At 63.9% G+C, this 14,948-nt stretch carries 14 protein-coding genes; 3 read left to right on the forward strand and 11 right to left on the reverse strand.

All coding sequences use genetic code 11. The annotated features are described in order from the left end of the window. Positions 1–198: 198 nt before the first annotated feature. The 8 genes from ACPPVR_RS26650 to ACPPVR_RS26685 form a co-directional block, all read right to left on the reverse strand. Entirely contained in the window at positions 199–1,353 is a 1,155-nt protein-coding gene (locus ACPPVR_RS26650; protein WP_426609533.1) for a helix-turn-helix transcriptional regulator, read from the reverse strand. Positions 1,354–1,645: 292 nt separating this feature from the next. Next, positions 1,646–2,143, reverse strand: a complete 498-nt coding sequence (locus ACPPVR_RS26655) for a hypothetical protein (RefSeq protein ID WP_426609534.1) — start codon at positions 2,141–2,143, stop codon at positions 1,646–1,648. Between the two features lie 202 nt (positions 2,144–2,345). Continuing rightward, positions 2,346–2,792 (reverse strand): MaoC family dehydratase, encoded by a 447-nt coding sequence (locus ACPPVR_RS26660; protein ID WP_426609535.1) that lies wholly within the window; start codon positions 2,790–2,792, stop codon positions 2,346–2,348. 403 nt (positions 2,793–3,195) lie between these two features. Then, positions 3,196–3,618 (reverse strand): hypothetical protein, encoded by a 423-nt coding sequence (locus ACPPVR_RS26665; RefSeq protein ID WP_426609536.1) that lies wholly within the window; start codon positions 3,616–3,618, stop codon positions 3,196–3,198. Between the two features lie 12 nt (positions 3,619–3,630). Beyond that, the gene (locus ACPPVR_RS26670) at positions 3,631–3,852 is read right to left on the reverse strand and encodes a hypothetical protein (protein WP_426609537.1); all 222 of its coding nucleotides are present in this window, start codon (positions 3,850–3,852) and stop codon (positions 3,631–3,633) included. Positions 3,853–3,964: 112 nt separating this feature from the next. After that, positions 3,965–4,783 carry a lytic murein transglycosylase gene (locus ACPPVR_RS26675; protein ID WP_426609538.1) on the reverse strand — a complete coding sequence of 273 codons (819 nt, stop codon included), beginning with the start codon at positions 4,781–4,783 and terminating at the stop codon, positions 3,965–3,967. A gap of 123 nt (positions 4,784–4,906) precedes the next feature. Further along, positions 4,907–5,710: a shikimate dehydrogenase family protein gene (locus ACPPVR_RS26680; RefSeq protein WP_426609539.1), complete on the reverse strand. Its 804-nt coding sequence runs from the start codon at positions 5,708–5,710 to the stop codon at positions 4,907–4,909. Continuing rightward, a complete protein-coding gene (locus ACPPVR_RS26685; protein ID WP_426609540.1) occupies positions 5,707–7,551 on the reverse strand; it encodes a flavin-containing monooxygenase in 1,845 nt (614 codons plus the stop codon). Before ACPPVR_RS26685 ends, ACPPVR_RS26680 begins: the two co-directional genes overlap by 4 nt. A 177-nt stretch (positions 7,552–7,728) precedes the next feature. Here ACPPVR_RS26685 and ACPPVR_RS26690 point away from each other — a divergent pair, with 177 nt between their 5' ends. The 3 genes from ACPPVR_RS26690 to ACPPVR_RS26700 all read left to right on the forward strand — a co-directional run bounded on the left by ACPPVR_RS26690 (position 7,729) and on the right by ACPPVR_RS26700 (position 11,819). Next, positions 7,729–9,354 (forward strand): long-chain fatty acid--CoA ligase, encoded by a 1,626-nt coding sequence (locus ACPPVR_RS26690; RefSeq protein WP_426609541.1) that lies wholly within the window; start codon positions 7,729–7,731, stop codon positions 9,352–9,354. Between the two features lie 108 nt (positions 9,355–9,462). Continuing rightward, on the forward strand, positions 9,463–10,581 hold the full coding sequence (locus ACPPVR_RS26695; RefSeq protein WP_426609542.1) for a glycoside hydrolase family 172 protein: 1,119 nt from the start codon (positions 9,463–9,465) through the stop codon (positions 10,579–10,581). Positions 10,582–10,607: 26 nt separating this feature from the next. Then, complete coding sequence (locus ACPPVR_RS26700; protein ID WP_426609543.1) at positions 10,608–11,819, forward strand: acyl-CoA dehydrogenase family protein; 1,212 nt, start codon at positions 10,608–10,610, stop codon at positions 11,817–11,819. A gap of 9 nt (positions 11,820–11,828) precedes the next feature. Here ACPPVR_RS26700 and ACPPVR_RS26705 read toward each other — a convergent pair whose 3' ends face one another. The 3 genes from ACPPVR_RS26705 to ACPPVR_RS26715 are packed head-to-tail and all read right to left on the reverse strand — an operon-like array spanning position 11,829 to position 14,946. After that, complete coding sequence (locus ACPPVR_RS26705) at positions 11,829–12,695, reverse strand: efflux RND transporter periplasmic adaptor subunit (protein WP_426609544.1); 867 nt, start codon at positions 12,693–12,695, stop codon at positions 11,829–11,831. Continuing rightward, a complete protein-coding gene (locus ACPPVR_RS26710; RefSeq protein ID WP_426609545.1) occupies positions 12,692–12,898 on the reverse strand; it encodes a DUF1656 domain-containing protein in 207 nt (68 codons plus the stop codon). Before ACPPVR_RS26710 ends, ACPPVR_RS26705 begins: the two co-directional genes overlap by 4 nt. Continuing rightward, entirely contained in the window at positions 12,895–14,946 is a 2,052-nt protein-coding gene (locus ACPPVR_RS26715) for an FUSC family protein (RefSeq protein WP_426609546.1), read from the reverse strand. The genes ACPPVR_RS26710 and ACPPVR_RS26715 overlap by 4 nt, the downstream gene beginning before the upstream one ends. Positions 14,947–14,948: the final 2 nt, after the last annotated feature.

A 14,948-nucleotide genomic window follows, 5' to 3' on the forward strand; every position in this document is an offset into this window, starting at 1 on the left:
ACGCGCTGTTGTCTCCTCGCACTCGTATCCGGTGCCGTCGCGCATTCTCTTGGTGGCGCGCATTGCCTCTCACATTTCAGGAAGCGCTACATACGAAAGTATCAAATGATACGCGTCATACGTTCGGAGGACGCACGTGCCTTGCTCATCACAATGGATTGAGATCGCGCAACATCGCGTCGCGCGATGTGAATTGGATCACACGATGTCGTCTGTGCGGGGCCGCTGTGCGAACGGCACGGCAAAGCCGGCGGCGATCTTGACGAGATCCGCCTGCCGGCCGGCGCCGGTCTTCTCGAACAGACGTCCGAGATGTGTCTTCACCGTCGTCTCGGCGATTCCGAGCTTTGCCGCGATGTCGGGAACCCCGCCGAGCTCGACGATGGCCATCAATACGCGCAGTTCCGAGGGCGTCAGCCTGAAGGCTGCGGCGATCGCTTCCGGTGCGAGCAAGGGCACCATCGAGGCCTTCTGAATGAACAACACCGTGGCAGCGCCGTCGCGTTGCAGGCTGCGATCGCGCGTCAGCGGAGAGGCGTGGAGCAGAAAATGCTGGCCGTTGACTGACGTCATGAGCCTGATCTTGCGGCGCCCGGTCGAATGGGTTCCGCCATCTGCCAGGACATCGAACAGGCCGCGGAATATTTTGTCTGCCTGAGTGTTACGGGCCACGATGCGATCGCCGACCATCGCGAGCAGATCACCGTCGACAAACAGCTGCCGACAGGCTTCGTTGGCATGAACGACCCTTCCCTCCGCGTCGAACAGGCAGATCGCCGTGCTCAAGCCGTCAAGGACCTCGACCAGGTCCGCCACGGTGTGCGAGCGAGCCCTGATCTGCCGACCCATGACGCGCGAGCGTTGGATGTGCGGCGCGAGCAACCGCATGCGCTCGCGCATCGAATCATCGACGGTTCCACGCGACCGGCCGCGCAGCACTTGCAAAACCGTTGTACGCGTGTTTGAGCGTTCGAGCGTGACGGTCGCGAGGTCGACCGCACCCTGCGGCTCCATCCACTCGCGATAGAAGCTCGTGGCCAAGAAGTCCGAATAGGGCATGATATCAGTCACGCCGATGGCCTGTTCACTGGCAATATCGAGGTGGCGGTCGAGCAGAGCGTCGAGCTCCACATATCGATCGCGATAGAGCTGGCGGAAGCGGGACTCCGTTCCAAAGTGCTGGTGGATCTCGATCGAGAGCCTGGCTGTGTCCCGCGAGAGAATGGTGACAGCCGACCCGCCGACGAAACCCGCAACCTGTTCCAGTGCGGCACTTCGCTGCGTCGGATCAATCGCTGCATCGTAGATGTCGCCGACGAGCGACGAGAACCTGTTCGCCCCGAGGATCGTCATCGTCGGGCCGACACGATCTGGATGGCGCCCCGGTGGCGCATGCGCTGCATCGCGATGCGGGGACTAACGAAGGAGACGGACTGATCGACTGTCGTCCTCGACGAAGAGAAAACGTCAGAGAAAAATGCTGGAATCTCGAACATCGCCCTTGGGTAACGTCAACCGCAGGGTACGGCTTGGACGTTTACGCCAAAGACTAGGATAAATGCGAACAGCGCGCGGGCTATGTGCTCTGGGTCACGCGCCCACGCGCTGCTTGTTCAATCGCGCGCGGTGCGCGCGAAGCAGCACTTTATTTCCGGTTCTCCTCGCAGAACTTCAGCGCGGCCAGTGCCTCGCCGGCGCGCGGAATCTGCATCTCGATGCTGTCGTCGTCATCGCCCTCGAAATCGAGCGTGAGACGCTTGGCTTTCGACAGGCGGTCCATGATCGATTGATCGAACTCGAAGATGCCGCGCACGGTGGTCTTGTCCATGACCTCCCACTTCGCCTTCGACATGATGTTGGCATCGTCGGTGCCGACGTCGGCCTTCAGGATCTCGCCGACCTTGTCCCACTCCCAGCCGTCATAGATCATCACGATCACGATGGCCTTGTCGGAATAGGTGATAACGATGACGTAGTCGCGGTTCTCGTCGTCCTTGTCCTTGTAGCCGCGGCTCGCGTTGCAATGGGTGTCCTGGCCGCGCTTCTCGATGGTCCAGTCACCGACCTTGGATTGTTGCGCGAGCGCCGGCCCGGCGCCCAGGGCACCTGCGAGCAGCGCAGCCGCAAGAAGAAATCGTTTCATGTCGGCCTCCAGCGTTTTCCCCGGGGCAAGCTGACCACCTCTCCCCGCGGTCCGCAAGGGCCTCAGCCCGCTCGATCCGGCCGATGCTGAAAGGCGCGAAGCGCCTAGAGCCTCGTTCCGATGGAATCGGAACAAGGCTCTAGATCCCTGCTTTGACGCGTTTTCTTTACGCGAACCGGTATGCACTTCGCTCGAAAACGCTCTAGCCGCGCCGCGGCACGATCGCGATCGGGGTGAAGGTGTAAACCTCCTCGCCGTTCTGGTTGAACATCGTCCATTTCACCAGTGCGATGCCCTGCGGCTTCGACTTCGACGGCGTCAGGCTCATGACCTCGCCGACCAGATGCAGGCGGTCATTCGGCCGCACCGGAATCGTCCAGCGCAGCCCGTCGACGCCCGCGCCGATCAGCGGATGCGGGCCGAAGGGACGGGTCTGGATCGCGAGGTTCATGGCGATGGCGGCGGTGTGCCATCCCGACGCAGCCAGGCCCTTGAACAGGGTTTGTTGGGCGGCCTCGTGATCCATATGCATCGGCTGCGGATCGAACTCGGCGGCGAAGCGCTTGATGTCCGCCTCGCTGACCTCGATCTCGGGGGATTTGAAGCGCATTCCGACGGTAAGATCGTCGAACCACTCGACCTGTGCCATGATTTTGCCTCGAAAAATGATGCGCCGCCCGCGCAATGCGCATGGCCAAAGGGATGGATCGATAGCGGGATGTAGAGGCTCGACAGCACGCTAACCAGCCCCCGGGTTCCCCGCGAAACCCGTTTCCCAAATCGACGAAACACGCCTGAAACAGATGGCTGGCTATCTAACTGTCAAAATCAAAATCATACAGGGACGGCCACCATGCAATTCCTTCTCGACATGATCTGCGATTACTCGTGCTGCCAGCATCTCGTCGCTCAGCAGCTTGGGGAGGATGTGCTATGATCGAGATGATCTCGGCCCTGCTCGTCCTTTGCGCCATCGGCGTCTTTGCAGCACACGCGCTGGACGCCTACCGCACGATGCACTACTGACCGGCCGTTCCCAGCGGCCCTCATCGCTAGAACGGCCGCCGGTAAAAATGCTCCGAATGCGATGCCGGCGGAAAGCGGTTGGCGAGCGCAAGCGCGCCCTTCTCGTCGGTCTCGAGCGCGATCTTTTGCGCCAGCATCACGTCGCCCGGCACCAGAAAGCCTGACGGGACGAAGCACCATCCCATCGTCGCCATCCCGGCCTCGTCGATCTCGTGGACGTTGGCAGCCGTGCCGTAGTGAATGCGGTATCGCCTGCCGGTGTCGCAACCGACGACGTCGAAATGCCGGTGCTGCTCGAATTGTGCGCGCTGCTCGGCGGACAGCCATTCAGACAACAGCCGGCGGCCGCGCGCCTCTGGCGTGTTCTCGCCGAAGAAGCGCCGGTAGAGTTCGCGGAGCGCGTGCAGGCGCGCTCGCGCCGGCGCGCGAAGCCTGAATGCCGCGATCATGAGCAGTTCAGATCAACCGCCGACCAGGCGGGGATAGAACAGCGTTTCGTGCGCGGTCGGGTCGAACGATCTGATTCGGGTGACTTCGCCGGGCCCGGTTCGGAGCGCGGCCGTAAAGCCTATTCCGGTCAGCTCCCGAAAGCGCTGCTCTGCTCGCGCAAGCGCTTCGGCATTGCCAGGATCAAACTCGTGGCGAGTATCGCCGGTGTGATCCATCACGATCTGGGTAGCCATGTTGAGTCTCCTCATGCCCAGCCCTGAACTTCTACTTAGCAAACCTCGTGCCGTCAGTTCCTGATAGCAACAACTTTCTCGCGTGCAGTCCAGTCACGCCTTGCGGAGCACCTCAGCGCGCCGCAGCCGCCCCGCCGCCCTGGTCGATCTGCCGGCCCATCAGCGCGATGGCCTTCTGGTAGACGCCGGCGGCATTCCAGGCCTCGATGGCGGCGAAGTTCGGCTCGCCCGGCTGGTAACCGGCTCCCGCGCGCCAGCCATGGGCTTTCAGGAAATTCGCGGTCGAGCTCAGTGCGTTGGCGGCGACCTCGAGATTGCCGGTGCCGTAGGCCAGGATGTTCTTGGGCATGAACTGGGTCTGGCCGACCTCGCCATGCATGGAGCCCCGGGTCGTCCCCGACAGCGTGCCGCGGTCGATCAGCTTCAGCGCCGCATAGAGCTGGTCGGTGAAGAATTCGGGACGGCGGCAGTCATAGGCGAGCGTCGCGATCGACGAGAGCATGTTCTGGTTGCCGCGCTGGCTGCCGAAACCGGTTTCCATGCCCCAGATTGCGATCAAAGGCCCCGGCGGCACGCCATAGCGCTGCTCGATCGAGGCGAAAAGCGCGGCCTGCGACTGCTTCAGCGACCGGCCGCGCGCGACGATGGTGGTGGCGCCGCGTTTGGCCAAAAACTGGTCGAGCGACAGCGAAAAACTGTGCTGGCTGCGGTCGGCCCCAATGGTGGCACTGGCGTAATTGGTCTGCATCAGCGCCGAGATCGCAGTCTGGCCGATGCCCTTGCCCTGTGCCTCCGCGCTGAACTCACGCTTCCAGGCCTCGAAGCCGCCGGGCCCGTTGCCGCATTGCGCGGCATGGGCGGCGGGGATCAGGGAAAGCAGCAGCGTGGCCGCGCCGATCATCGCCGTCGCAACGGCCCTGCCCTTGGTCATTCCGCGTTCCTCTCCTGAGCGATGCGCGACCGGCTCGCGCGGGCGCATGATCCTACGCCAGCCACGATCGCTCAAGCCCCGATAGGCGCACTCGATGCAGCTAACGCCCTTGACACCGCCCGATCACCGACCGTCCGCGCCCAGCAAAAAGTCCACCATGATGCTCTGGTGCTGCTGGTACATGTCGGTGCCGGTCGCGGTGACACAGCCGAGCTTGCGGGCTTCTGCGATAAAGGGCGAGATTTCGGGCCTGGTGATCACGCAGCCGCAATAGGCCGACGGCGCGAGGCGCGTGACATCGACCGGCAGCTCGTCGCCATCCCGCATCCCGGCGGGCGTCGCATTGGCGACGAAATCGAAGCCCGAGGGATCGGCGGTCCCGACCCGCGCGCGCCCCTTGCCGAGCCCGTTGAGCTGGCGGATGAGCGTATCCCGGCGCGGGGCCGCGCTGTCGTGAATGGCGATCTCGGCAACACCCGCCTCGACCAATGCAAGGGCGATGGCCGAGCCCGCGCCGCCTGCACCGACGAGAAGAGCCCGCATCCCCCGGGGATCAATCCCCTTCGCTCGCGCCGCGCCAACGAAGCCGAGACCATCCACCATGTCGCCGTGCCACGCGCCGTCGGCACGACGGCGCATCAGGTTTGCGGTGCTGAGAAAATGCGAGCGCTCTGTTGCGCTGGCACAGGCCTGATAGCAGGCAAACTTGTGCGGGATGGTCACGACGATGCCGTCGAGATTTTTCAGCCGGGTTGCGACCGAGAGGAAATCGGGCAGATCGGCGACGGAAACCTGGACGGGCACGAGCATGCCGTCATGGCCGCGCGCTGCGAACTCAGTCGACACGCCCGCGGGCGAACGCACCTGCGCGATGGGATCCCCGACGATGACGTAAAGCCGCGTTGCGCCCGACGGAGCCGGGATCATGACCCGTTTGTCTCTGCGGCCCGATACGTCAATTCCAATCCGTCCAGGCTGCCCTCCTTGCGCCATTTGGCGAGCAACCGCAGGAACGCCACCGGACCGCGCCAATACTGGCTGTTCCGTGCCGCGATGGGATCGAACACGCCCTCATTGTTGTAATAGCCGGGCGTGCATTCGGCGAGATAGGTCTGACGGCCGAGCGCCGCTTTCACGACCTCGTCGACCCAGGCGCTTTCGGCGGCCGGCGTTGGCTCCAAAGTCCTTGCACCACGCTTGCGCACCTGATCGATGACATAGGCGATGTGCTGCGACTGCTCGTCGATGATGTGCGGAAAATTGGCGCTCTGGCCGGCCTGCACCGTGACGATCAGGAAGCAGTTCGGGAAGCCGCGGCTGTAGAAGCCGTGCATCGTCTTGACGCCGTCGCGCCATCGCTCGGACAGGCTTATGCCGTCACGGCCGTAGACCTCAAAGCCCATGCGCCGCGCGTAGTCGGTGCCGACCTCGAAGCCGCTGGCGTAAATCAGGCAGTCGAGCTCGTACGCCTTGCCGTCGACCACGACGGCGCTCTCCGTGATACGTTCGACGCCCTGCCCTTTGGTGTCGACGAGATGCACGTTGGGACGATTAAAAGTGTCCAAATATTCGTCGTGAAAACACGGCCGCTTGCAGAACGCCTTATACCAGGGTTTGAGCGCCGCCGCGGCGACGTCGTCCTTTACAACAGCGTCGACCCGGGCCCGGATCTCTTCCATCTTGCGATAGTCGGCCTGCTCGATCACCTTCAGCGCCTCTTCCATCGAGGTCACCGGCTGCGGCTGACGCCGCGGCGCAAGCAGTATCTCGCCGAGCAGGCCGGTCCAGCCGTCCTGCACCAGGTCTCGTTCGAACGGCTCGCCCGATATCACTGCGGTGAAATTGTCCATCCGCTCGCGTTGCCAGCCCGGCTTGAGACTCTCCGCCCAGGATTGATCCGTTGGCCGGTCGTCACGCACGCCGATCGCCGACGGCGTGCGCTGGAAGACGTAGAGCTCCTTCGCCGAGCGGCCGAGATGCGGCACGCATTGCACGGCGGTGGCGCCGGTGCCGATGACGCCGACCCGCTTGTCCGCAAGGCCGGCGAGACTACCCTCGGCGGTGCCGCCGGTGTAGGCGTAGTCCCAGCGGCTGGTGTGGAAGCTGTGGCCCTTGAAACCTTCAATGCCCGGGATGCCCGGAAGCTTCGGCCGGCTCAGCGGACCGCCTGCAAGGATCACAAAGCGCGCGCGGATGCGATCGCCGCGATCGGTCTCGACCAGCCAGCGTCCCTCGCTCTCCTGCCACGCCATTCGCGAGATGATCGTCTGAAACAACGCGCGCTCATAGAGACCGAAGTGACGGCCGATGCGGCGAGAGTGCTCGTAGATTTCAGGAGCCCGCGCATATTTGCGCACGGGCATGTAGCCGGTCTCCTCCAGCAGCGGCAGATAGATATAGCTCTCGGTATCGCAGGCAGCACCTGGGTAGCGATTCCAGTACCAGGTGCCGCCGAAATCCGCGGCCTTTTCCACGATGCGGAAATCATCGATGCCGGCCTCGCGCAGACGCGCGCCACACAACAGGCCGCCGAAGCCGCCACCCACGATGAGTACTTCTGTCTCTTCCGTGATGGCGTCGCGCGCAAAACCGGGATCGGCCCAGGGATCGTCGAGATAGCGACCGAAATCGCCGGTCACCTCGACATATTGCGCCTTGCCTTCGGCGCGTAGCCGAAGGTCGCGCTCGTCGCGATAGCGCGCACGCAAGGCTGCAATGTCGAGCGTAGGCGCGCCGGCTGCACCGGTCTTGTGTCTTTCCGCTGACATCGATCTCCTCCACGGCGGACGCTGCTTCGCCGGCAGCTCGCGGCAGTTAGCCCTGAAAAAGTGTCGTGCGCAATCGCGTCTGCTGCTTTTTGCGTGAACGCCGCGCGGCGTTCCGCTAACCTTCCGCGCAAATCACAAGCGTGCGCCACGCAACGACGTGGCGATCCGGAGGAGACCATGCAGGGATTGATGATGGACATGCCGCTTCTGATCAGCGGCCTGATCCAGTATGCCGCCGACTATCACGGTGAAGCGGAGATCGTCGCGCGCGAGATCGAGGGCGACATCCATCGCTACACCTATGCGCAGGCGCATCCGCGCATCAAGCGCATGGCGCTGGCCTTGCAGCGGCTCGGCATGAAGCCCGGCGATCGCGTCGGCACGCTCGCCTGGAACACGCACCGTCATTTCGAGATGTTCTATGCGGCGCCCGGCATGGGCTATGTGCTGCATACGGTCAATCCGCGGCTGTTTCCCGAGCAGCTCACCTACATCATCAACCACGCCGAAGACCGCATCCTGTTCGTCGACCGCGCCACACTGCAGATTGTCGAGGCGATCGCGCCTCAGTTGAAGACGATCGAGGCTTACGTGATCATGTCATCGCGCGAGCGGATGCCGGAGACCAAGCTTGCGAACGCGTATTGCTACGAGGAGCTGCTGGAAAAAGAAAACGATGAAGGCTTCGCCTGGCCGCTGTTCGACGAGAAATCCGCCTCCACCATTTGCTACACGTCGGGCACGACGGGCAATCCGAAGGGCGTGATCTATTCGCACCGCGCCGCGATCCTCCAGACCATGACCTGCAGCAGCTTCGACTTCCTGCCGGGGCATATGGAAGGCGTGCGCGAGGTGATGATGCCAATGGCACCGCTGTTCCACGGCAATGGCTGGAACATGCCGTTCACCGCGCCCTATACCGGCTCAAAGCTGGTGCTGCCCGGCCGCAATTACGAACCCGACAAGCTCTATGAATTGCTCGAAGGCGAGAAGGTGACGCTGTCGGCGGGCGTGCCGAGCTTCTGGCTGATCCTGCTCGACTGGCTCGGCCGCACCGGGAACAGGTTTTCGACGCTGCGCGCAACATTGTCGTCGGGCTCGGCGCCGCCACGCGCGATGGTCGAAAAGCTCAAGCGCGACTACAACGTCGACTACATCCAGGCCTGGGGCATGACGGAGGCTTTGGGGTGCTCGATGCCAGGCCTGCGGCCGGGCTCGGAGCATCTCAGCGACACCGAAAAATTCGACCGGCGCCAGGTATCCGGCCGCGCCTGCTTCGGCACGAGTTTGCGCATCGTCGACGACGGCGGCAGCGAGCTGCCGCGCGACGGCAAGAGCGTCGGACATCTGCGCGCTCGCGGTCCGTGGGTCGCCTCCGGCTACATGAAGCTGGAGGAAGGCCTCGACCGCGACGGCTGGCTGATTACGGGCGACATGGCCGTGATCGACGCCCAGGGCCACGTCACCCTCACCGACCGCTCCAAGGATGTGATCAAGTCCGGCGGCGAATGGATCTCCTCGATCCAGCTCGAGGACATCGCGCTGTCCCATCCCGACGTGCTGCAAGCCGCCGTGGTCGCGATCTCACACGAAAAATGGCAGGAGCGCCCGCTCCTCCTCGTCGTCCGCAAGAAGGGTGCGACCGTCGACGGCAAGACCCTGCTCGATCACATGCGCCCGAAGATCGCGAGCTGGTGGATGCCTGACGCGGTCGAGTTCCTGGACGAGTTTCCCATGACCGGCACCGGCAAGGTGCTTAAATCGGCGCTGCGCGAGAAGTTCAGGGAGTATCGGGTCGCATAAGCCGCCGCGGGATCGCGCGAGGACCTCGTCCGTGCGCGATCATCTTCATCTTTTGGTAGATTCGGAGGCGATATATCGGGACGTCGCTAACCCCTTATCGAGGACACCATGGCGTTTTCCGGATTGGGCCTGCATCTCGGCAATCTCTCGCGCCTGTCGAATGCGCAAACGCGCTCGATCAGCCCCGAGAACTTTACCGGCGACAAGGGCAAGGGCGGCATGTCCGTCGACGGCCCGGCCGCGCGCCAGGCCCGTGATCTCGGACAGGGATGGAAGGTCTCGCCCTATGTCGTCATCGAGCCCGGCACAACCTTCACCCTCGCCGACATCGAGGGCCAGGGCGCGATCCAGCAGATCTGGATGACGCTCGCGCGCGGGCGGCTGCGCCATTCGATCCTGCGCGTCTACTGGGACGACCAAACGCTGCCGAGCGTCGAATGCCCGGCCGGCGATTTCTTCGCCTGCGGATGGGAAGAGTTCGCGCAGGTGTCCTCGCTCGCGGTCTGCGTCAATCCCGGCCGCGCCTTCAACTGCTACTGGGAAATGCCGTTCCGCAAGCGTGCGCGGTTCACACTGGAGAACCGCAGCGAGGAGCAGCTCACCGTCTACTACCAGATCAACTACACCCTGACCGACGTGCCCGAGGACTGCGCCTATTTCCATGCGCAATTCCGCCGCACCAACCCGCTGCCCTACAAGGACGTCTACACCATCCTCGAAGGCGTCAGCGGGCGCGGCCAGTATGTGGGCACCTACATGGCCTGGGGCGTCAACAACAATGGCTGGTGGGGCGAAGGCGAGATCAAGTTCTTCATCGACGGCGACGGTGAGTTCCCGACCATCTGCGGCACCGGCACCGAGGACTATTTTTGCGGCGCCTACAATTTCGATCCTTATGTCGCGCATTCCGGGCAGGGTCCGGCACAGCAGTCGCGCTACCAGGAATTCACCACGCCCTATGCCGGCCTGCCGCAGGTGATCCGCCCCGACGGTGTCTACAAGTCGCAGCAGCGCTTCGGCATGTACCGCTGGCACATCCCCGATCCCGTGCGCTTCCAGAGCGATCTGCGCGTGACAATCCAGGCGCTGGGCTGGCTGCCCGGCGTCAGGGAAGCAAAATACATTCCGCTGCAGGACGATATCGCTTCGGTCGCATTCTGGTATCAGACATTGCCGACGGCGCCGTTCCCGAAACTGCCCGGCCCGGACTATCTCGAAATCGCATAGACCCGGCCGCGATCAAGGAGACCGAGATGCTCTACCCGATGTCGCCAAAAGTCGTCGAGCTCAAGCGCAAGCTCGAAAGTTTCATGGATCGGCACATCTATCCGAACGAGGAGCGGTTCTATCGCGAGGCCGAAGAGCTCGGGCCATGGAAGGTCTATCCCGTCGTCGAGGAGCTGAAGCCGCTCGCCCGCGCCGAGGGCCTCTGGAACCTGTTCCTGCCGGAGTCCAGTCACGGCGCAGGTCTCACCAATCTCGAATATGCGCCGCTCTGCGAGGTCATGGGCCGCTCGCATCTTGCACCAGAGGTATTCAACTGTTCGGCGCCCGACACCGGCAACATGGAGGTGCTGGAGCGCTACGGCACGGACAAGGACAAGGAGCGCTGGCTGAAGCCGCTGCTCGCGGGCGAGATCCGTTCCTGCTTCGCCATGACCGAGCCGGCGGTCGCCTCGTCGGATGCAACCAACATCGAAAGCTCGATCGTGCGCGACGGCGACCATTACGTCATCAACGGGCGCAAATGGTACACGACGAATGCGACCGATCCGCGCTGCAAGATCTGCATCTTCATGGGCAAGACCGATCCGGACAATGCGGACCGCCACAAGCAGCAATCCATGATCCTGGTGCCGATGGACACGCCGGGTGTCGAGGTGAAGCGTTCCCTGCCCGTGTTCGGCTTCTACGGCGTGCCGGATCGCGCCTCGGAAGTCCTCTTCACCAATGTACGTGTGCCGAAGGAGAACATGCTGCTCGGCGAAGGCCGTGGTTTCGAGATCGCGCAGGGGCGTCTCGGCCCCGGCCGCATCCATCACTGCATGCGGCTGATCGGGCTGTCCGAACGCACGCTGGAAAAGATGTGCCGCCGCGTGCGCAGCCGCGTCGCCTTCGGCAAGCCCGTCTCCGAGCAGACGGTGACGCAGGAGCGCATTGCAGAGGCCCGCATCATGATCGAGCAGGCCCGGCTGCTGACGCTGAACGCGGCTTACGCAATGGACACGGTCGGCAACAAGGTGGCGAAGGCTGAGATCGCGATGATCAAGGTCGCCGTGCCCAACATGGCCTGCCAGATCATCGACTGGGCGATCCAGGCCCACGGTGGTGGCGGCACGTCGAACGATTTTGGCTTGACGCAGGCCTATGCGACGGCGCGTTTGTTGCGCCTCGCCGACGGACCGGACGAGGTGCACCGGAACCAGATCGCGCGCCTGGAGCTGAAGAAGTACTCCAACGCCTAGGTCGCTTGCCTAATTCAAAACCTCCACTGTCGCCGAGCGGCCGGCGACCAGCGCCATGCCGTCAGGAACAGGATCCAGCGCAATGCGCACGGGCACACGCTGTGCCAGCCGCACCCAGCTGAAGGTCGGATTGACGTTGGCCAGCATGCTGGCGCCTTCGGCGCGGTCGCGGTCCTCGATGCCGGCGGCGATGCTCTCGACACGGCCCGTGAGCGTGAGCTTCTCGCCCATCAAGCGGATCTGCACCTTGTCGCCGATACGGATGCGCGCCAGTTTAGTCTCCTCGAAATAACCCTCGACGTGCAGCGTGTCGCTATCCACCAGCGCCATCACGCCCTTGCCGGCCGTGACATACGCGCCGGGGCGCAGATCCATGTTGGTGATCACGCCATTCACGGAAGCGTGGACCTCGCTGCGGTCGAGGTTGAGCTGGGCCACCGCGCGGTCGGCCACGGCCGCATCAAAGGCCGCCTTGGCCTGGAGCTGGGTCGCCAGCACCTGCTCCTGCTTCTGCTGCGAGACAGCATCCGTCGTCAGCGCGCTGTACCGCTTCAAATCGGCATTGGCCTGATCAAGCGTGGCCTGATGGCCAGCCACTGACGCGTCGGCCTGCCGCAACGCCAGTGCAAAACGCTCGCGATCGATCCGGAACAGCACGTCGCCGCGATGGACCTTCTGGTTGTCCTTGACCAGCACCTCCGTAACGAAGCCGGACACGTCGGGCGCAACCTGGACCACGTCGGCGCGCACGCGGCCGTCGCGCGTCCAGGGCTGCTCCATATAATAGACCCACAGCTCTCGACCGACGCCAAGCGCGGCGACGACGACAAGGGCGGTCAGCGCGAGGCGGCCAAGCCAGGCGAAATTTCCTTTCATGCGAGATACTCCGAGAGATAGACGACGACGCCCAGGATGCAGATGAAAATCGCGAAATCGAACAACGCGCGATGCCAGACCAGCCGGTAGAGGTCGAAACGCTGCATCAGCCGGCGAAGCAAGGCGCTCAGCGCATAGGCGACGATGATCCAGAGCAGGAGCGCCGGCACGAGCACGCCGTAGATGTCGATCTGATATCTCATGCTGCAACACTCTCGCCTGCGCGCGGCCGGTAGGCAGGCGCGTCCGGAAACAGGCCGCGGCGGATACCGACGAGGCCGATCAAGGCGTCCTCGCGCGCGCTGTCATTGGGGTCCTTGACGGCCTGGGCCAGCGCGAGGTCGACATGCCGCAACAACTCCGCCGGCATCCCGCCACCGGCGTAGCTCCGGCAAGCGATGGCCAGTTGATCCAGCATGTCGTCGATGAGGGAAATGGTCGATGCTGCGAGCCCATAGCGGGCACGGCGGAGGTCAATGATATTGATCCCGATCCGGAGCTGGACGAGGCTGTCGGCGTCGCGGCGATCGCTCTCCGAGAGGAACGCGATGCGCTGCACGAGCAGCCCAAGTCGATGCAGCATGAGGCCGGCGAACTCCGCGCGATCGCGCTTGCCGCGCCGTTCGGCGGCCACCGCAATCGTGATCCAGCTCGACAGCACCAGCCGATTGGCAATCCACTCGGCGCCGACCCCACGCGCGATCCGTGTCACGATCTCTGCGATCACGACGCCGACGAAGAAGGCGACTGCTGAATTGGCGTAGGATGCAAAATCCGCGATGTAGGTCGATTGCAGCGCAAGCAGCGTCGCGGTGTTGGCCGCGAGCGCCATGCCGGTCCCCGCCGTTGCCGGCCGTGCGATCAGGAAACCATAAAGCAGGAAGGTCGGTGCCAGCGCGACGACCAGAACCTCGATATGGGAGATCGCTGGCACCAGCGCGAACAAATAGATCGCGACGACGACGATGGCGACCAGAGACCACAGACCGAAGCTGCGGATGAAGCGCGCGGGCTCGTCCTGGGCAGCGAAGAACGAACAGGCGACCGCCGCCATCATCGGCGCCGACGCGCCGTCCGGCCAGCCGGTTCCGATCCAGAACGCGCAGCAGATCAGGATGGCGATCGCCGCACCGGCCGCCGACCACAGCGCAAGGCCGCTGTCCCGGTGACGCACGGGCGCGGCGCCGGCCTCGGAATGAAACGCGAGATCACCAACGGAAATATTGCGACCTTCGGCGATCGCCTCGGTCAGCACGCGGCAATCACGGGAGAGATCGACGAGTTCGCGCAGCCGCGACAACATGCTGGTGGTGATGATCCGCTCCCAGGAGGCGCTGTCATCAAGGACCGCTTGCTGCTCCGTAATCGTGGCGCGGATGCGGTCGGCCGGCTGCCGGGCACTGACGTCGCTCACGATCCATTGCGCGAGATCCTCGAGGAGCCGCTTCAGTTCGGGATGCCGCCGCAAGGCCTCCTCGCCGAGCGCGGCCAGCCGGTCCTCGAGCGAGGCAATCACCGGCAGCAGCATCAGCATGCGCAGCCGGATTTCGCCAAGACCACTCACGGCGTTGCGATCGCTCAGCCGGTCATAGGCGAGATGGGTGGAGAGCGTGTCGATCTCGACGATGTCGGTCGCAAGCTTGAGGCGCTTGGTGCGGCGGGTCTCGTTGGTGCCCTCGCGCAGCAACACGACCTGGCTGAGACGCCGCGCATCCGACAGCCAGCTGTCGACGCGGCCGGCGACCGCAGGCGCGACGCTGCGGGGAAACACGATGGTCGAGACCAGGCTGGCGCAGATGATGCCAAGCGAGATCTCCTCGACGCGCGCAACTGCGGTGTCGAAGATCACCCCGGGCTCGGACACCGAGGGAAAGCCGATCAGCGCAACCGTGTATCCCGCCAGCATGAAGACATAGCTACGCGGCGTGCCGTCGAGCAGCGACAGATAGAGGCAGAGCCCGACCCAGAGCGCGATGGCGAGGCACAGGAGTTCGGGCGCATTGATCAGGTTCGGCACCAGCGCCACCGTCATCGTCGCGCCGACCAGCGTCCCCATCACGCGGAAGAACGCTTTCGAGCTGGTGGCGCCTGCGAGCGGCTGCGATGTGATGTAGACGGTGGCCATCGCCCAATAGGGCCGCGGCAGGTCCATGGCGAGCGCAATGACGAGCGCCAGCATTGACGCCGCAAACGTCTTCAACGCGAAAATCAGGTCCGCGTGACGGACCAGAAACGGCTCTTCCGCACGCATGA

The sequence above is a fragment of the Bradyrhizobium sp. McL0616 genome, assembly GCF_049993385.1.
Taxonomy (GTDB): Bacteria; Pseudomonadota; Alphaproteobacteria; order Rhizobiales; family Xanthobacteraceae; genus Bradyrhizobium.